Consider the following 18,181-nt stretch of genomic DNA (forward strand, 5'->3'; position numbering starts at 1 on the left):
CTGCGCGAACGGTGGCGTGGGCCGGTGTCATGGGCCGTCACGCAGTCACTGGCTTGCCCACAGGATCCGCGCAATCCACGCCACATCGCCCGCCGCCATCATGCGTTCGGCCTGCGTCGCATCGAGCGGCTGAAGCTCCAGCGCCTTGGCCGTGCGGCGCTTCAGCGTCGCGACCGTCATCTCGCCCGCCTTGCTCCTCACCACCACGCGGTCGCCTTTGCGGATCGGCGCGCCCGGTGAAACCAAGACGATGTCGCCGTCGCGATAGACGGGCGCAAGCGCATCGCCGGAAATCTCCAGCGCAAAGGCGTGGCTGTCCTCGGTGGCGGGCAGCGCGATGTCGGTCCATCCGTTGCCGGATGGAAGGCCGGCCTCGTCGAAAGCGCCGCTCGTCCCGGCCTGCGCGAAACCGAGCAGCGGCACCGAGCGGCCATCGCGCGCACCGTCGTCGTCGATCAACCTGGCAAAGCTGTCGATCGAGGCGTCGGCCGCGGCCAGCGCCTTTGCGATCGATTCGGTCGAGGGCCAGCGTTCGCGGCCGTCGGCGGTGACGCGCTTGGACCTGTTGAAGGTGGTGGGATCGAGCCCGGCACGCTTGGCAAGGCCGGACGGCGACAGCCCGGCGCGCGCCGCCAGCCGGTCCAGCGCGGCCCAGATCTGGTCGTGAGTCAGCATCCTCTGCGCTTTGGCCTGTCTGACCATGGAAGGTCCAGCCCGTCGCAACTCAGGAAAACTGTCCTCAAATCAACCGGTTTTCCGTTTTTCGCGCAAGAGGCGACCGAGGGCGGTGTTTTCAAACGAAGCGGGTAGCCGTTTGCGTCAGGGAAACGCGCCAGAACGGGGATCTGAAGCGCCGTTCCGATTTCATCGGCGCGGAAAGGCTCTAAGTCTTGAGTTCGGAAGGCACGGCCTTTACGGTCGCGCCCGGGTTTCGAGGACCCGCAAAGAACGAAAAACCCAAAAGACTCAAAGAACAAACAAGGCTGCGGTAGCGGTGGTCAAGATCTACAAAATCTGTCCGGCCTCGGCCTGGCGCGAGGCGGAACGGCAGGGTGTCTACCGGGGCAGCGCAGATGATGCGCGCGACGGGTTCATCCATTTCTCGACCGCGGCCCAGGTTCCCGAGACCCTGCGCAAGCACTATTTCGGACAGCGCGCGCTGTTCCTGGTCGAGGTCGACGGCGATGCGCTGGGGAGCGAATTGCGCTGGGAACGCTCGCGCAATGACGAACTCTTTCCCCATCTCTATGGCGAGCTCGATCTCGGCGCGGTCCTTGCGGTGATGAACCTCAACACGCGCTCCGACGGCGGTCACGATGTTCCGGAGCTGTTGCCGTGATCCGCGCGTTCGACGCCTTTTCGCTGCCGGTGCTGCGCTGGCTCGATCCCGAAGACGCGCATCGCCTCGCGATCCAGGGCCTGCGCTTCCTGCCGCCGGTCAAGCCGCGTGCCGACGATCCCAAGCTCGCGGTGCGCGCCTTCGGGCTGAACTTTCCCAATCCGATCGGCATGGCCGCGGGCTTCGACAAGAGCGCCGAGGTGCCGGACGCGTTGCTGCGGCTCGGCTTCGGCTTCGTCGAGATCGGCTCGGTGACGCCGAAGCCGCAAGCCGGCAATCCGCGCCCGCGGCTGTTCCGGCTCGAGCGCGACGAGGCGATCATCAACCGCATGGGCTTCAACAATGACGGCGCGGAGGCGGCTCTGCGCCGGCTTGCCGCGCGCGCGCAGCACGGCGGCATCGTCGGCGTCAATGTCGGTGCCAACAAGGATTCGCCGGACCGCGTCGGCGACTACGTCAAGCTGATCGAGACCTTCGCGCCGGTGGCGAGCTATTTCACCGTCAACGTCTCCTCGCCGAACACGCCGGGCCTGCGCAATCTTCAGGAAGGCGCGCTGCTCGACGATCTCCTCGCACGCGTGATCGATGCCCGCGAGCGTGTCAGGCAGAAGGCCGGCGACACGCCGGTGCTGCTCAAGATCGCGCCGGATCTCAGCCTTGCCCAGCTCGACGACGTCGTCCACGTCGCGCGCTCGCGCCGGGTCGACGGCATGATCGTGTCGAACACCACGATCGCGCGGCCGAGCACGTTGCGTGAAGCGATGCGGGCGAAGGAGCAGGGCGGCCTGTCCGGCCGGCCGCTGTTCCGCCTGTCGACGCGAATGGTCGCGGAAACCTATGTGCGGGTCGAGGGCGCATTCCCGCTGATCGGCGTCGGCGGCGTGGATTCGGGCGGCGCCGCGCTGACCAAGATCCGCGCCGGGGCCAGCCTGATCCAGCTCTATTCGTCGCTGGTCTACAAGGGCCTCGGCCTCGTCGACGAGATCAAGCGCGACCTGACGTCGACGCTGCTCCGCACGGGTCGGGATTCGCTCGCCGAGATCGTCGGCGCCGATGCGGCGACGCTGACGGCGGAAGACTGGCCGGGGATGTGAGGCACTCTCGTGCCCCGGACGCCATAAGCGCGTTTACGCGCGTCTTCGACGCGCTATGGCAGCGCTCCTTAGCGATGCGCTGCAGAGCCGGGGCCCATCTAACCGCTCGCGCAAGCTCCTCCGTCCCGGCTCGCGCTTCGCGCGTCCGGGACACAACAGCTACGATTTCACGAACGTCGCCCGGTACAGCGCCGGATACCTCGCGCCCTGCAAGCCGCCGCGCGCGACGTAGAACGCGATCAACGCGCTCCACAGGCCGGCATTGCCGAACGATTGCAGCGCCAACCAGACGGCGAAGAAGATCGCGAGCGAGAGCAGCATCAGATTGCGCATCTCCCGCGCCCAGGTCGCGCCGACATAGATGCCGTCGAAGCCGAAGGCGAACACGCCGGGGACCGGCGCCAGCACGATGAAGGGCAGGAACTCGCGCGCGGCGCGGCGGACGTCCTCGCTCGCCGTCATGACGTCGATGATATCAGGGCCGAAGCCTGCGAACAGCACGGCGACGACGACGGCGAAGCCGAGCCCCCACAGCAGCACCAGCCTGGTCGAATCCGCAAATCCTTCGGCGTCGCGCCCGCCAAAGGCGCGGCCGCAGAGCTGCTGGGCCGCGTTGGCAAGGCCGTCGAGGAAGAAGGCGCTGACCAGGAGGAAATTGTTGAGCACGGAGTTCGCGGCCAGCGTGACGTCGCCGGCACGCGCGCCCTTGGCGGTGAAGAACAGGAACACGGCGATCAGCGCCGCGGTGCGGATCAGGATGTCGGTGTTCACCGCCAGGAGCCGCATCAGCTTGGCGCGATCGAACAGCGTTGCGCGAGGGACTGCAAAACCGCCGACCGCATGGCGCCGGCACACGATCACGCCGAGCATGAAGCCGATCGTCTCCGACGCCAGCGCGGCGGTCGCTGCGCCGGCGATGCCGGTGTCGTAGACCAGCACCAATAGGATCGTCGCCACCATATTGATGAGGTTGATGACGACCTGGAGCGCAAGAGCCGGATTGGCGCGGGCCTGCCCCACCAGCCAGCCGAGGATGACGTAATTGGCGAAGGCGAAGGGCGAGGACCAGATCCGGATCATGAAATAGGTCTTTGCCGCGCGCGTCACGCCTTCGCTGCCGCCCATCAGGTCGAACAGTGCGCCTGCCAGCGGCAGCTGCAGCGCGATCAGCGCCGCACCGATCAGGCCGGCGACGATGAAGCCGCGCACCAGGATCACGGTCTGCTCGCGCGTCTCGCCCGCGCCGAGCGCCTGCGCGGTGAAGGCGAGCGTGCTCATGCGCAGGAAGCCGAACAGCCAGAACAGGCAGTCGAAGATCACGGAGGCCATCGCGACGCCGCCGAGCAGCGCGGCATCGTCGAGCCGGCCGATCGCGGTGGTCGAGACCACGCCGATCAGCGGCGTCGTGAGGTTCGCGACCATCGCGGGACCTGCGATGGCGAAGACCTGCCGGCTTCCGACGCGGTGATGGACGGGTGCGTGCATCTTTCAGAACACGAGCACCATGCCGTCTTCGGCGGCGAGGTGCTCGACCTCGCCCAGGCGCGACAGCATGTCGTCGCTCATATGGGTGAGGACGAGCCGCTTGGCGCCGATGTCGGGCAGATGCTGTTCCAAGGTCTTCAGGCTGAGATGGTTCTTCACCACCTTCTCGTACATATAGGCCTCGGCGATGAAAAGGTCCGCGCCATGCGCCAGCGGAATGAGCGTCTCCGTCCATTCGGTATCGGCGCTGTAGGCGAGCGTGCGGCCCTCGGCGGCGACGCGATAGGCCAGGAAAGGCCCGCCGGATTCGCCGTGCACGACCGGATAGGGGGTCACATTCACCGCGCCGAAGTCTTGGCTTTGCCCGGGGGCGAGCTCGATCACGTTCAGCTCGAAGCGCTGCTTGGTGTTCGAGGAATGCTCGAACAGCGCTTCCATCACCTCGCGCAGCCGCCGCTCGATGCCGTGCGGGCCCGCGATCGTCAGCGGCCGCGTTCGCCGCGAGAATTGCGCGTCGAGCAGAAAGAACGGCAGGCCGGCAAAATGGTCACCGTGGAAATGCGTGATCAGGATCAGATCGATGTCGCCCCGATCGATCTCGAGCCGCTTCAGCGCCGGCAGCGCCGACGCGCCGCAGTCGATCAGGAAGTTGGCTTCGCGCCCGGAGACATGAAAGCAGGTGTTGAGCCTGCCGCCGGAGCCGAAGGCGTCACCACAGCCGACGAAACGCAGTTGCATCGGCTGCGCACTCCCTCAATCTGATCCTTACCGGCCGCGCGGCGCGCCGAACACGCGCGACAGCAGCCAGATCGGAATCACGATGACCGCACCGAGCAGGAAGTAGCGCCACAGCCAGTTCACCGCATCGAAGCCGAGATCCCACAGACGCTGGAACAACAGGCGGATGCTGTGGATGATGTTCCAGGGGTCGAAGCCGATCGTGGCCAGCACGACGCCGACCAGGATCGAGAGCAGCACCAGGCGGAACGCGACGGTCAGCGGCGAGCCGCCGAGAAAGCGGTGCAGGCCGTCGCTGCGGCCGGCCGGCAAATCTCTGACGTCTTGGACCATCGCAAACTCCTGAAGCGGATTCGCCCCCATTATAGGCACGGCGGGGGACATGGGGAACCCGCAAGCGGACGTCAATCGGGTTACGGGAGTTTAATTCGGCGAGCGGGAGAGGGAGCGCACCGCCCTCATGGCAACAGTTCACACCTCAATTTCCGCCGGCTCCGCCTTCAGCATCCTTTCCAGCGTCTCCAGCCGGTCGGCCTCCCGCGGCGGCTTGTCCCAGCGCAGGCGGCTGATGCGGGGGAAACGCATGGCGACGCCGGATTTGTGCCTGGGCGAACGCTGCAGTCCCTCGAAAGCGACCTCCAGCACCAGCCCCTTGTCGCCCTCGTGCACGACGTGACGCACGGGGCCGAATTTTTCCGTGGTGTTGCGGCGGACGAAGCGGTCGATCTGCAAGAGCTCCTCGTCGGTGAAGCCGAAATAGGCTTTTCCGACCGGCACCAGCTCCTCGCCGTTCTCGGTCTCGGTCCAGACGCCAAAGGTGTAATCGGAATAATAGGACGAGCGCTTGCCGTGGCCGCGCTGCGCATACATCAGCACGGCATCGATGATGTGCGGGTCGCGCTTCCATTTCCACCATTGCCCCTTCGGCCGCCCCGGAAGATAAGGCGCATCGCGCCGCTTCAGCATCACGCCCTCGATGGCGTCCGCATCCTCGCCGGCGCCGGCGCTGGCGGGATCGGCGCGCGCGGCGGTGAGTGCCTCCCAGCTATCGAAGGCCACGGTGGGCGACAGATCGATGCGGGGATCGTCGAGCTTTGCGATGAATCTCTCCAGGCGCTCGCGCCGCTCGGCAAAAGGCAGCTCGCGCAGATCGTTCTCGTCGTCGCCGAGCAGATCGTAGGCGCGCAAGTGAATCGGAAACTCCTTGATCAGCTTCGGCGAGACGACCTTGCGGTTGAGCCGCTGCTGCAACACGTTGAAGCTCTGCACCCGGCCTTCGCGCAGGATCAAGAGCTCGCCGTCGATCGCGCCCGGCAGGCGCAGCGACGGCACGAGATCCGGAAAGCTCCCCGTGATGTCCTCGCCGGTGCGCGAATAGAGCCGCGCATTGATATGGCCGCGCTCGTCGCGGCCAGCGACCGCCTGCACGCGGATGCCGTCCCATTTCCATTCGGCGATGTAGTCGGCGGGATCGAGCGCGGCGAAATCGCCGTCCTCGATCGCATGCGCCAGCATCACCGGGCGGAACGGCGCGGGATCGCGGTTGACGGGCTTGTCGCCGCGGCCCTCCAGCCAGGCGAACAGGTCGAGATAGGGCGGGACGAGCCCCGGCCAGATCAGCTCGATCTCGTGCGGGTCCTTGTCGCCGAGCGCTGCGGCCGCAGTCTTGGCAAGGCGCGCGGAGATGCCGATCCGCAAGCTCCCGGTGACGAGCTTCAGCAGCGCCCAGCGGCCGGTCTCGTCGAGCTCGTCGAGCCAGCGCTCGAGCTGCCTCGGCAGCTCGGTCTTGCCGAGCGTGCGCAGCGTGGTGACGACTTCGGTGAGGCTCGGCGGGGGTGGGTTGTTGTGGCGAGGTGAATGAAGGGACTCACTGCCATCTCGCCCGGAGTACCCCCCTCCCTGACCCTCCCCCACAAGGGGGGAGGGAACGGAAAGAGCCCTGCCTCCCTCACTCGCTGACTCAGTGCCAGTTGTGGTTCTCGCTGAAAGCGTCGCACTCCGCTGCACTCCCTCCCCCCTTGTGGGGGAGGGCTGGGGAGAGGGGTAGCCCGGAAAAGATTCGCTGTTGTTGGCGTCGCGCCGCGGCCACATCAGCGCCACCGTCTCGGAGAGATCGCCGACATAATCGTAGCTCAGCCCGAACAGCACCTCATCCGTGCGTGCCGCGATGAGGTCCCGGATCAGCGCGGGCTTGGCGTGCTTGAAGCTGAGTGCGCCGGTCAACGCCGCCAGCGCATAGCCGCGGTCGGGATCGCCGACCTCGCGGAAATAACCGGTGAGCAGCCGCAGCTTGTTGTTGCGGCCGGGCTCATAGGCGAGGCGGTCGAGCAGCTCGGCGAAGCGGTTCATGCTTCGGCCTCGCCCTGAATGGGAATCTCGCTCTCCTCCTCGTCGCCATAGCCGACGAGATCGAGCGGCTGCGCCTTCAGGCCCTTGCTCCGGCACCAATGCACCAGCGCATCTTCCTGGCCGTGGGTGACCCAGATCTCTCCGGCGCCGGTCGCCGCGATGGTGGCGGTGAGGCCGTCCCAATCGGCGTGGTCGGAGATCACCAGCGGCAGCTCGACGCCGCGCTGCCGCGCGCGGGCGCGCACGCGCATCCAGCCCGAGGCGAAGGCGGTGACCGGATCGGGAAAGCGCCGCGTCCAGAGATCGGATGTGGCCGATGGCGGCGCCAACGTGATGGTGCCGGCGAGCGCCGCCTTCTTCATGCCCTTCACCGGCCTGAGCTCGCCGAGGTCGATCCCGCGGCTCTGATAGTAGTGCGTGATCGTCTCCATTGCGCCATGCAGGTAGATCGGCGCATCATAGCCGGCCTGCCGCAACAGCTTGATCACGCGCTGCGCCTTGCCGAGCGAATAGGCACCGACGAGATGCGCGCGTTCCGGAAACAGCGCGACGGACGCGAGCAGCTTCTTGACCTCGTCGCTCGCATCGCCATGCCGGAACACCGGCAGCCCGAACGTCGCCTCGGTGATGAAGACGTCGCATCGCACCAGCTCGAACGGCGTGCAGGTCGGGTCGGGCGCGTCCTTGTAGTCGCCGGAGGCGACGATGCAGGTGTCCTTGCACGAGACGGCGATCTGCGCCGACCCCAGCACATGGCCGGCGGGGTGGAATTTGACACAGACGTCGCCGACCCGGATCTCCTCGCCATAGCGGATCGCCTGGGTCGAGCCGGCAAAGTTCTCGCCATAGCGCAGCCGCATCATGTCCAGCGTTTCCTGCGTCGCCAGCACCGCGCCATGGCCGGCACGGGCATGGTCGGAATGGCCGTGGGTGATCACGGCCCGCTCCACGGGGCGGACGGGGTCGATATGGAAACCGCCGGGCTTGCAGCACAGGCCGGCAGCATTTGGCAGCAGGATGTCTTGCGGGCGCATGCCTGTTATATAAGTCGAGCCATCACATCTTCGAGTCACTTACCCATTTCGTCTCCTGGTTCCTCAATGCCGCTCCGCCTGTTCCTGACCTCCGGCGATCTCATGGCCGACCGCCGTTTCGAGTTCGCGCGCGACCTTCAGCTCAAGGGCGACCTGCCCGCCGCCGCGGACCTCCTGGAGCAGGCGATCGAGCTCGCACCTGATTTCACCTCGGCCTGGTTCACGCTCGGCGAGATCCGTCAGCAGCTCGGCGAACGCGACAAGGCCATCGCGGCCTTTCGTGAAGCGCGGCGATGCGACCCCGAGGACCAGCACGGCGCCGGCCTGCACCTGATGCGGCTCGGCGATACCGAGATGGCGGAGATGCCCAAGGCCTACGTGCAGGCTTTGTTCGATCAATACGCGCCGCGCTTCGAGCACGCGCTGATCGACGATCTCGGCTATCGCGCCCCCGCGCTGATCTTCAAGGCGGTGCTGGCCGCGCGCGTCGCCGCCAAGAAGCCCGCCTACTTCAAGCGCACCATCGATCTCGGCTGCGGCACGGGGCTCGCGGCGGCGGCCTTCGCCAAACAGGTCGATCATTTCACCGGCATCGATCTGTCGCCCGGCATGATCAAGGAGGCGCGGGCGACGAACCTCTATGCCGAGCTCGAAGTCGCCGACATGATCGAGGGCCTGCGCGGCAAGCCGGATGCCAGCGCGAACCTCGTCGTGGCCGCGGATGCGTTCGTCTATCTCTCCGATCTCGCAGCGGTGCTGAGCGAAGCGAGACGCGTGCTCGTATCCGGCGGCGTGCTCGCCTTCACGCTGGAGACGCATGCGGGCGATGGCATCGTGCTCGGCGAGGGCCTGCGTTATGCCCATTCCGCGGAATATGTGCGCGGCGCGATCGCGAAGGCGGGGTTGAAGCTGCTGACACTCGAGCCGGCCTCGCCGCGCAACGAGAACAACGAGCCGGTGCGCGGCCTTGTCGTCGTCGCCGAAAAAACTTGAGTCTAGGCGCTAACGCCTGGCGATGTGAGCGTCATTGCGTCGCAAAGCTGCGACTTCCCACTTGCGAGCCGAGCTGCGATGTCAGCACAATGCGCGCATCAGGGAGAAAACAACAATGACCAAGAATCCATCGCGGCGCGATTTCGGCGCCGGCGCACTCGCCACCATCGCCGCATCGACATTGCCCGCGCCCTATGTCTGGGCCGCGGAGAAGAAGTACGATGCGGGCGCCAGCGACACCGAGATCAAGATCGGTCAGACCGTGCCGCATTCCGGCCCCGGCTCGCTCTACGGCGTGCTCGGTCGCGTCGGCGAAGCCTATTTCCAGATGCTGAACGAGAAGGGCGGCATCAACGGGCGCAAGATCAAGTTCCTCACCATGGACGACGCCTACAGCGCGCCGAAATGCGTCGAGGCGACGCGGCGCCTGGTCGAACAGGAGGAAGTGCTCGCGCTGTACGGCTCGCTCGGCACCGCGCCGCAGACCGCCGTGCACAAATACCTGAACGCCAAGGGGGTGCCTCAGCTGCTGCTCAACACCGGCGCGTCGAAGTGGAATAATCCGAAAGAGTTCAAATGGACCATGGCGGGCCTGCCGCTCTATCCGACGGAGGCGCGCATCCTGGCACGGCACGTCGTCAGCGTGAAGCCGAACGCCAGGATCGGCATCCTCTACCAGAACGACGATTTCGGCCGCGACTTCCTTGCACCCTTCAAGAAAGTGCTGGCGGATGCCGGCGGCACCGCGCAGGTGATCATGGAGCAGACCTATGATCTCACCGAGCCGACCGTCGATTCCCAGCTCGTCAATCTCTCGAAGTCGGGGGCCGACGTGTTCTACAACATCTCGACCGGCAAGGCCTCGTCACAGTCGATCCGGAAAGTGGCCGAGCTCGGCTGGAAGCCGCTGCAGCTGCTGTCTGCCGGCTCCACCGGCCGCTCGATCCTCAATGCCGCAGGCCTCGAGAACGCCACCGGCATCGTCGCGATCCGCTACAACAAGGAGGTCGGCCTGCCCAAATGGGAGAAGGACCCGAACGTGATGGCGTTCGAGGAGCTGCGCAAGAAGTACACGCCGGCGATCGATCCCGACAACACCATCGCCTTCGCCGGTTACGGCCAGGCCGTGACCATGGGCGAGATCCTGCGCCGCTGCGGCGACGAGCTCACCCGCGCCAACGTGCTGAAGCAGGCATCGAACCTCAATGGTTTCCACTCGCCGTATTTCCTCGACGGCGTCACCTACAGCTACACGCCCGAGGACTACACGCCGATGAAGACGCTGTTCATCTCCACCTTCACCGGGAAGGACTGGGACATCTCCGATAAGCCGATGTCGGAGTAGGCTTGGGGCGCGAGGCCGGCGCCGCCGCCTCTTTCCTTCTCCCCTTGTGGGAGAAGGTGGCGCGAAGCGCCGGATGAGGGGTATCTATCCACACGCGAGCTCGCGGAGAGAGACCCCTCACCCGTCTCGCCGCTCCGCGGCGAGCCACCCTCTCCCACAAGGGGAGAGGGTTAGAGCGCGCATCCACTGCAATTAACCCAGCCGATACGCCTGCGCTGCATTCACGCCAAACGCCTTGTCCCGCACACACGGGCCGAGCCGCGCCAGACAGGCCTCCAGCGCGGTCTTGATCTCGCCGTAGCTTCCCGCAAGCAGGCACACGGGCCAGTCAGATCCGAAGATCAGCCTGTCCTCGCCGAAACATTTTGCGGCATGCGCGACGAACGGAAACAGCCGTTCCGCATCCCAGTCGTTCCAGACCGCTTCCGTCGCCAATCCCGAGATCTTGCACCAGACATTGCCGCAGGCAGCCAGCGCTGCGATGCGCTCGGCCCATTCCGCGCTCCCGCCGGCGGCAATCGGCGGCTTGGCGGCGTGATCGAGCACGAAACGCGCGTGCGGAAAGGCCTGCGCGGTTGCGATCGCGGCAGGCAGCTCGCGGCTGCGGACGAGGAAATCGTAAGCGAGATCGCGGGCGAACACCGCCGTGAGGCCGCGCTGGACGTCCTCGCGCAGCAGCCAATCCGCATCAAGCTCGTCGTGGACCTGGTGGCGGATGCCGACCAGCTTTGCTCCACCAGGCAGAGCGCGCAGCCGGTCGAGCGTTTCGTCGAGCGCAGCATCGGTCAGATCGGCCCAGCCGACCACGCCGACGACAGAGGGCGTCGCAGCCGCAATACGCAGGAACTCCTCGGTCTCCTCCAGCGCGGAGCGGCATTGCACCACGATGCTGGCGTCGATGCCGTTCGCCTGTAGCAGCGGCGCGAGATCGGCCGGGCCGAAGGCACGGCGGATCGGCGCCAGCTCGGGCGCTTCCATCCAGGGATAATCGGCGCGCGCCGGATCCCAGAAATGCTGATGGGAATCGATGATCATGCCTTATGCTCCGCCGGGAAGCGGCGCGCGCGCATCGACGAGATTCCGCGCACGCAGCTCCTGCCAGAACGCCGGCGGGACCACGGCTTCCGACATCGCGATGTTGTCAGCGACCTCGGCGGCATTGCGCGCGCCCATCACGGCGACCGTCACCGCCGGATGGGCCATGCAGAATTGCAGCGCGGCGGCCTTCAGCTCGGTGCCGTGCCTGCGGCAGAGTTCGTCGAGCTCCAGCGCACGTGCCACGAGCGCCGCATCAGCATCCTGATAGTTGAACTTCGCGCTCGTCCTCGGATTGGCCAGGATGCCGCTGTTGTAGATGCCGCCGAGCAGGATGCCGATGTTTCTGGCCTGGCAGAGCGGAAACAGCGCATCCAGCGCGCCCTGGTCCAGCAGCGTGTAGCGGCCGGCAAGCAGGAAGCAGTCGACCGGCACGGCCTCGGCGAAGCGAACTGGCATCTCCGACTGGTTCATGCCGGCGCCGATCGCCTTGACCGTGCCGGCCTCGCGCAGGCGCTGGAGCGCGCGGAAGGCGCCGGTGACGGCATCGTCATAATGATCGTCGGGATCATGCACGAGCAGGACGTCGACGCGGTCGAGGCCGAGGCGCTGCAGGCTCTCCTCGACCGACCGCATCACGCCGTCATAGCTGAAATCGAACACCGGCCGCTCGCGCGGCGTGCCCTTGTAGTGCTCGTCCTCCGGCGCAGCACCGTCCGGTGCGCGCAGCAGGCGGCCGACCTTGGTCGAGATGACGTAGGAATCGCGCTGCTGTTGCCGCAGAAAGGCGCCTAGCCGCCGCTCCGCGAGGCCGAAGCCGTAGAGCGGGGCGGTGTCGAAGAATCGAACGCCGAGCGACCAGGCGCGTTCAATCGTCGCTTCCGCATCGGCATCGCTGACGGGCGAGAACAACCCGCCGAGCGGGGCGGAACCGAGGCCGATCGAGGTGACATCGAGAGCGCCGAGCCGCGACCTTTTCATTCCCATCGCCTTCCAGCAATCGTCTTGCATTCCAAATCATCTCTCCCGCTTGCGGAAACCGCAAGCGGGAGAGGCATGCAGGAGCGCGGGGCTGGGCAGCGCTCCTACTTCAACATCTGCGCGACGTTGTCCTTGGTGACGAGATCGAGGCCGGTGTAGACGATCTCCGGCACCTTCTCGCCCTTCTTGATGGCGAGCAGCGTGTCCATCGCCTTCTCGCCCATCTCGAACGGACGCTGGCCGACCAGCGCATTGGCGTAGCCGTCACGCAGCAGCTCGAGCTGCATCTTCAGCGTATCGGCAACGACCAGCGTGAACTTGCCGGAATCGATGTCCTTCTTGTTCCTGCTGGCGAAGGCCTTGAAGCCTTCGGGAGCAAACATCGGCCAGCCGCCGATCGGAACGATGGCGGCGAGATCCGGGGTTGCGGTGCGCATGTCCGTCATCTGCTGGACCGCGAGCGCAGGATCGTCGTTGCAGAAGGTCGGCGAGCCCGCGACCTCGGTCCATTTCGAGCCCTTCAGCGCCTCGCGCACGCCGTCGACGCGCTCGGCGAGGTTCTTGGCACCGGGGCCGCCAGAAACCATCGCGTATTTGCCGCCGTCCGGCCGCAGTTTCAGCAATTCCTTGCCGAGGGCCAGGCCGAACTCCTTGTTGTTGGTTCCGATATAGGCGATGCGCTTTGAGCCCGGCGCGTCGGCATCGAAGGTGATGACAGGAATGCCGGCAGCGGTTGCCGCCTCGATCGACTTGGTCATGGCCGCAACGTCCGCGACGGAGATGGCGAGACCATCGACCTTCTGCGTGATGAAGTCCTGGATGATCTGGGCCTGGGTCGCCGGCTCATGCTCGACCGGTCCCTTGTAGATGCACTCGATGTTGCCGAGCTCCTTGGCGCGCTTCAGGCAGCCGTCGCGCGAGAAGTCGAAGAACGGATTGTTCATCGCCTTCGGCACGATGACGAAGCGGTAGTTCGCAGCAAATGCCGGCGTCGCCATCATCGCAACCGCGATACCGGCAAGAAGCAGTTTCCTCATTGTCTCCTCCACTCTTGTTGGTGCCTATCCCCTCGAAAGCCCCCGGGAAGCGGATAGGCGGCGTTTTCCTTGCCTTCCCGAGATGTCGTCATTTCAGGTCATCCGCGAGCGAATGCGGTCGACCAGCACAGCCAGAATGATGATCACGCCGACCAGCGTCTGCTGCCAGTACGAGCTGACCTGGGCCAGCACGAGCCCGTTGCGGATCACCTCCAAAAGCACGCAGCCGACGATGGCCCCGAGCGGGCCGCCGATGCCGCCGGCCAGATTGGCACCGCCGATCACGGCCGCCGCGATCACGTTGAGCTCGTAGGAGGTCGCCATGTTGGCCGGCGCCGATCCGAGCCAGCCGGAGATGATGATGCCCTGCAGGCCCGCGGCGAGCGCGCAGATCACGTAGACCTCGATCTTCACCCGCACCACCGGAATGCCGGTGAGCTCGGCCGCCTTCTCGTTGCCGCCGAGCGCGAAGACGTGGCGGCCGAACGAGGTGTGGTGCAGCACCACGGCCATGGTGAGCGCCAGGATCATCAGATAGATGAACGGCGCCGGCACCCCGAGCACGTCACCGGACGTGAGCGCATAGAAATAATCGGCGTCCGGCCCGCCCGGGAAGCTGCCGCGTCCGTTGGAGACGACATAGCCGAGCCCGCGCACGATCGAGAGCATGCCGAGCGTGGTGACGAAGGGCGACAGGCCGAGCACGGCGATGCAGAAGCCGTTGACGAGGCCGGCAATCAGCGCGACGCCGAGACCGGCGAGGATCGAGATAAGCAGGATCAGGCCGGGCACATTGGCGAGCACGGTCCTGCCGTCGGCCGCCATGTGGACCAGCGGCGAGCCCGGCGCCGACAGCTCGGTCATCACCATCGAGGTGATCATGGCGGAAAAGCACATCATCGAGCCGACCGACAGGTCGATGCCGCCGGTGATGATCACGAAGGTGACGCCGAGCGTCGCAATGGCGATGAAGGAAAAGTTCTTCGCCACGTTCTGCATGTTGCCTTGGGTGAAGAAGTACGGGCTGGCGAAATGCATGATCACCAGCAGCACCGCCAGCGCGAGCAGGACGTAGCCGGTCTGCGAGGCGAAGATGCCGCGCTGCCACCACCTGATCTTGCCGACATTGGTGAAGCTGATCGGGGATTCCATGGGCATAGCCATCACGCCGCCTCCTTTGCACCGGTGATGAGGGCGGTGACCTCCTCGGGGGAGGTCTGGTGAATCGGCTTGTCGGCGCGCTTCTCGCCGCGCCGCATGACGACGACGCGGTCGCACACGGCGAACACGTCGGGCATGCGGTGCGAGATCAGCATCACGGCGACGCCCTGCTCCTTCAGCCGGTGGATCAGGCCGAGCACCTGCTCGACCTGGCGCACCGAGATCGCGGCGGTCGGCTCGTCCATCATCACCAGCCGCGCATTGGAAAGCCGGGTCCGCGCGATCGCGACCGCCTGGCGCTGGCCGCCCGACATCTGCCTGACGAGATCGTCGGGGCGCGTCTCCGAGCGCAGCTCGCCGAACAGCTCCAGCGCGCGCGAGGCCATCGCCTTGTGGTCGAGCAAGGCGATGGGTCCGAACCTGCGCTTCAGCTCGCGGCCGAGAAAGACGTTGGCAGCGGCCGTCAGGTTGTCGGCGAGCGCGAGGTCCTGGTAGACGACCTCGATGCCGACGGCGCGGGCGTCGACCGGCCGGTTGAAATGCACCGCACTGCCGGCAAAGCGCATCTCGCCATGTGTGGGGCGGAAATTGCCGGCGATGATCTTCACGAGCGTCGACTTGCCGGCGCCGTTGTCGCCCATCAGGCCGACCACCTCGCCGGGCCAGACCTGCATGTCGACGTCGTGCAGCGCGCGGATCGCGCCGAACTCCTTGCCGATGCCGGTGAGCTCGAGCACCGGTGTCGCGTCAGCCTTCGTCATCAGCGGCGTTTCCTCAGACATAGCGGTTGACCAGGGATTCCAGATATTCCTGCCGGCCGGAGCGCGGCTGCGGATCGAAGCCGGCAGACATCGCACGGTCGGCGAGATCGGCGAGCGAACGCTGGCCGGCGAGAATGGCGCGGCCCTCCGGGCCGGCCCAGCCCTCGTAGCGTTTTGCGAGCGGCGCGTTGAGCGTACCGGCGTCGAGCATGTCGGCGGCGGCGAGGAAGGCGCGCGCACAGGCATCCATCGAGCCGACATGGGCATGGATGAGATCATCGGGGTCGATCGACTGGCGGCGGATCTTGGCATCGAAATTGAGCCCGCCCGTGGTGAAGCCGCCGCGGTTCAGGATCTCGTGGAACACCAGCGCCAGCTCCGGCACGTTCATCGCGAACTGGTCGGTGTCCCAGCCGAGCAGGTCGTCGCCGCGGTTGATGTCGAGCGAGCCAAACACGCCGAGCGCCTCGGCCAGCGCGACCTCGTGATGGAAGGAATGGCCGGCGAGGATGGCGTGGTTCTGCTCGATGTTGAGCTTGACGTCCTTAAGCAGGTCGTAGCGTTCGAGGAAGCCGTAGCAGGTGGCGACGTCGAAATCATATTGATGCTTGGTCGGCTCCTTCGGCTTCGGCTCGATCAGGAGCGGGCCCTTGAAGCCTATTTTGTGCTTGTGCTCGACGACGAGCGAGACGAAGCGGCCGAGCTGGTCGAGCTCGCGCTTGAGATCGGTGTTGAGCAGCGTCTCGTAGCCCTCGCGGCCGCCCCACAGCACGTAGTTCTGACCGCCGAGCCGGTGCGTCACCTCCAGGGCGGCGCGGACCTGGCCGGCGGCATAGGTGAAGATGTCAGGGTCCGGATTGGTGGCCGCGCCCGCCATGTAGCGGCGGTGCGTGAACAGGTTCGCAGTGCCCCAAAGCAGGCGGACTTTTGCCGTGGCCATCTTCTGCTCGAACAGATCGGCGATGGCGTTGAGGTTGGCGACGGACTCGGCGAGCGAGCTCCCTTCCGGCGCCGCATCGACGTCGTGGAAGGTGAAGAAGGGGACGTCCAGCAGGCGGAACAGCTCGAAGGCGACATCGGCCTTGGCGCGCGCCATCGCCATTGCGTCGGTGCCGTGGTGCCAAGGCCGCAGGAAGGTCTCGCCGCCGAAGGGATCGCCGCCCGGCCAGCAGAACGAATGCCAATAACAGACCGCAAAGCGCAAGTGATCCTCGAGCCGGCGGCCATGCACCAGGCGGTCCTTGTCGTACCAGCGGAAGGCGGGCGCGCCTTCGGCCTCCTTGCCGCCGAAGGCGACGGGTGCACTTGCATCGAAGAATTTGGCTGACGCGTTCACTTAAGAAGACTCCTTCAATGCGGGATAAAGCGCGCGCCATCGCCGATAGGCCTCGTCATAGGCCGCAGCGACGGACGGGCGGGGTGTGAAGCTTGCGAGCCGCCGTGGGCGCGTGCAGACGTCCGCGGGGTTCTCGCCGGTCGCGGCGAGCCGGCCGAGCCGCGCTGCGCCGAGCGCGGCGCCGACCTCGCCTTCCTCGACGCGGTGGACGGGCATGCCGAGCACGTCGGCGCAGATCTGGGCCCAGAGCGGCGAGCGCGAGCCGCCGCCGACGAGATCGACCTCGGCGATCGGCCCGCTGGCTGTGCTCAGCGCCGCCAGATTGTCGCGCGCGGCAAAGGCGACGCCTTCGAGCACGGCCTGCACGATCTCTGAGCGCCCGGTCGCGCCGCGCAGGCCGACGAAGGCGCCGCTGGCGGCGGCATCGTTGTGCGGCGTGCGCTCGCCGTCGAGATACGGCAGGAACTGGACCGGGCTTGGTGCATCGACGCGCTCGCCGAGCGGCGCCAGGAGCGCTGCGGCCGGTGTCTCCATCACCCCGGCGAGCCAGGCGAGCGAGGCCGCGGCCGACAGCATCACGCCCATCTGATGCCAGAGGCCGGGCAGTGCGTGGCAGAAGGCGTGCACGGCCGAGGCCGGCGCCGGAGCGAAGCGATCGGTGACGCGGAACAGGACGCCCGACGTTCCCAGCGACAGGAAGGCATCGCTAGGTGCGATGGCACCGAGCCCGATCGCGCTGGCCGCATTGTCGCCGGCGCCGCCCGCGACCACGATATTCTTCGCCATGCCCCAGCGCTGCGCGTATTCAGGCGCGAGCACCGCGCTCACCGCACTGCCCTCGACGAGACGCGGCATGTGATGCAAATCGAGCCCGGTGGCATGCAGCAGCAGCGCGGACCAGCGGCGCAGGCCGACGTCGAGCCACAGGGTGCCGGCGGCGTCCGACATGTCCTCGACCATTTCCCCGGTGAGGCGATAGCGGACATAGGCCTTCGGCAGCAGCACCTTTGCCACGCGGTCGAAGATCTTCGGCTCGTGCCGTGCCACCCAGAGCAGCTTCGGCGCGGTGAAGCCCGGCATCGCGAGATTGCCGGCGATCGCGTGCAACGAGGGACAGCGCCGCTCCAGCGCTGCGCATTCGGCCTGCGAGCGGCCGTCGTTCCAGAGAATGGCCGGACGCAGCGGGCGGCCGTCCTCGCCAAGCAGCGTCGCGCCATGCATCTGACCCGACAGCCCGATGCCGCGCACCTGCCCAACCTCGCGCGGATGGCGTGCGGCGAGATCGTCGATAGCGCCGACGGCCGCATCGACCCAGGCGTCGGGATCCTGCTCGGACCACAGCGGCGCCGGGTGCGACAGCACAAGCTCGCGCGCCGCCGTCGCGGTCACCGCGCCGGCTTCGCTTACGAGCACCGCTTTCACACCGGACGTGCCGATGTCGATCCCGAGATACAATTCGTCCTCCCTCTTCGCCTGCCGCGGGAGAGCGATCT

17 protein-coding genes are annotated in these 18,181 nt (G+C 66.5%); 4 read left to right on the forward strand and 13 right to left on the reverse strand.

Going from position 1 to position 18,181, the window contains the following annotated elements:
- Positions 1–45: 45 nt before the first annotated feature.
- Positions 46–702 (reverse strand): helix-turn-helix transcriptional regulator, encoded by a 657-nt coding sequence (locus N2604_RS37975; RefSeq protein ID WP_260373017.1) that lies wholly within the window; start codon positions 700–702, stop codon positions 46–48.
- Positions 703–994: 292 nt separating this feature from the next.
- Here N2604_RS37975 and N2604_RS37980 point away from each other — a divergent pair, with 292 nt between their 5' ends.
- Complete coding sequence (locus N2604_RS37980; protein WP_260373018.1) at positions 995–1,339, forward strand: DUF952 domain-containing protein; 345 nt, start codon at positions 995–997, stop codon at positions 1,337–1,339.
- On the forward strand, positions 1,336–2,433 hold the full coding sequence (locus tag N2604_RS37985; protein ID WP_260373019.1) for a quinone-dependent dihydroorotate dehydrogenase: 1,098 nt from the start codon (positions 1,336–1,338) through the stop codon (positions 2,431–2,433). Before N2604_RS37980 ends, N2604_RS37985 begins: the two co-directional genes overlap by 4 nt.
- A gap of 159 nt (positions 2,434–2,592) precedes the next feature.
- On the opposite strand, the gene N2604_RS37990 is transcribed toward N2604_RS37985, so the two are convergent.
- The 5 genes from N2604_RS37990 to N2604_RS38010 form a co-directional block, all read right to left on the reverse strand.
- Positions 2,593–3,918, reverse strand: a complete 1,326-nt coding sequence (locus tag N2604_RS37990; protein WP_260373020.1) for an MATE family efflux transporter — start codon at positions 3,916–3,918, stop codon at positions 2,593–2,595.
- 3 nt (positions 3,919–3,921) lie between these two features.
- Positions 3,922–4,656: an MBL fold metallo-hydrolase gene (locus N2604_RS37995; RefSeq protein WP_260373021.1), complete on the reverse strand. Its 735-nt coding sequence runs from the start codon at positions 4,654–4,656 to the stop codon at positions 3,922–3,924.
- 27 nt (positions 4,657–4,683) lie between these two features.
- Positions 4,684–4,989 carry a DUF6460 domain-containing protein gene (locus tag N2604_RS38000; RefSeq protein WP_172786089.1) on the reverse strand — a complete coding sequence of 102 codons (306 nt, stop codon included), beginning with the start codon at positions 4,987–4,989 and terminating at the stop codon, positions 4,684–4,686.
- Positions 4,990–5,127: 138 nt separating this feature from the next.
- Positions 5,128–7,005 (reverse strand): ATP-dependent DNA ligase, encoded by a 1,878-nt coding sequence (locus N2604_RS38005; RefSeq protein ID WP_260373022.1) that lies wholly within the window; start codon positions 7,003–7,005, stop codon positions 5,128–5,130.
- Entirely contained in the window at positions 7,002–8,039 is a 1,038-nt protein-coding gene (locus N2604_RS38010; RefSeq protein ID WP_260373023.1) for a ligase-associated DNA damage response exonuclease, read from the reverse strand. Before N2604_RS38010 ends, N2604_RS38005 begins: the two co-directional genes overlap by 4 nt.
- Positions 8,040–8,105: 66 nt before the next feature.
- Between N2604_RS38010 and N2604_RS38015 the strand changes: the two genes are divergently transcribed.
- Together N2604_RS38015 and N2604_RS38020 are read left to right on the forward strand one after the other, a co-directional pair.
- On the forward strand, positions 8,106–9,032 hold the full coding sequence (locus N2604_RS38015; protein ID WP_260373024.1) for a class I SAM-dependent methyltransferase: 927 nt from the start codon (positions 8,106–8,108) through the stop codon (positions 9,030–9,032).
- A gap of 115 nt (positions 9,033–9,147) precedes the next feature.
- Positions 9,148–10,377, forward strand: coding sequence for an ABC transporter substrate-binding protein (locus tag N2604_RS38020; protein WP_260373025.1), 1,230 nt, complete (start codon positions 9,148–9,150; stop codon positions 10,375–10,377).
- Positions 10,378–10,569: 192 nt separating this feature from the next.
- Here N2604_RS38020 and N2604_RS38025 read toward each other — a convergent pair whose 3' ends face one another.
- The 7 genes from N2604_RS38025 to xylB all read right to left on the reverse strand — a co-directional run bounded on the left by N2604_RS38025 (position 10,570) and on the right by xylB (position 18,143).
- Positions 10,570–11,412, reverse strand: coding sequence for an amidohydrolase (locus N2604_RS38025; protein WP_260373026.1), 843 nt, complete (start codon positions 11,410–11,412; stop codon positions 10,570–10,572).
- Positions 11,413–11,415: 3 nt separating this feature from the next.
- Entirely contained in the window at positions 11,416–12,393 is a 978-nt protein-coding gene (locus N2604_RS38030; RefSeq protein ID WP_260373027.1) for an aldo/keto reductase, read from the reverse strand.
- Positions 12,394–12,497: 104 nt separating this feature from the next.
- The gene (locus N2604_RS38035; protein ID WP_260373028.1) at positions 12,498–13,430 is read right to left on the reverse strand and encodes a sugar-binding protein; all 933 of its coding nucleotides are present in this window, start codon (positions 13,428–13,430) and stop codon (positions 12,498–12,500) included.
- Between the two features lie 93 nt (positions 13,431–13,523).
- Complete coding sequence (locus tag N2604_RS38040; protein ID WP_260373029.1) at positions 13,524–14,594, reverse strand: ABC transporter permease; 1,071 nt, start codon at positions 14,592–14,594, stop codon at positions 13,524–13,526.
- Positions 14,594–15,352 carry an ATP-binding cassette domain-containing protein gene (locus tag N2604_RS38045; RefSeq protein WP_260373030.1) on the reverse strand — a complete coding sequence of 253 codons (759 nt, stop codon included), beginning with the start codon at positions 15,350–15,352 and terminating at the stop codon, positions 14,594–14,596. Before N2604_RS38045 ends, N2604_RS38040 begins: the two co-directional genes overlap by 1 nt.
- A gap of 13 nt (positions 15,353–15,365) precedes the next feature.
- On the reverse strand, positions 15,366–16,688 hold the full coding sequence (xylA, locus tag N2604_RS38050) for a xylose isomerase (protein ID WP_260373031.1): 1,323 nt from the start codon (positions 16,686–16,688) through the stop codon (positions 15,366–15,368).
- On the reverse strand, positions 16,689–18,143 hold the full coding sequence (gene xylB / locus N2604_RS38055) for a xylulokinase (RefSeq protein WP_260373032.1): 1,455 nt from the start codon (positions 18,141–18,143) through the stop codon (positions 16,689–16,691).
- Positions 18,144–18,181 lie beyond the last annotated feature (38 nt).

Origin of the sequence: Bradyrhizobium sp. CB1015 (assembly GCF_025200925.1) — a bacterium.
Taxonomy (GTDB): Bacteria; Pseudomonadota; Alphaproteobacteria; order Rhizobiales; family Xanthobacteraceae; genus Bradyrhizobium.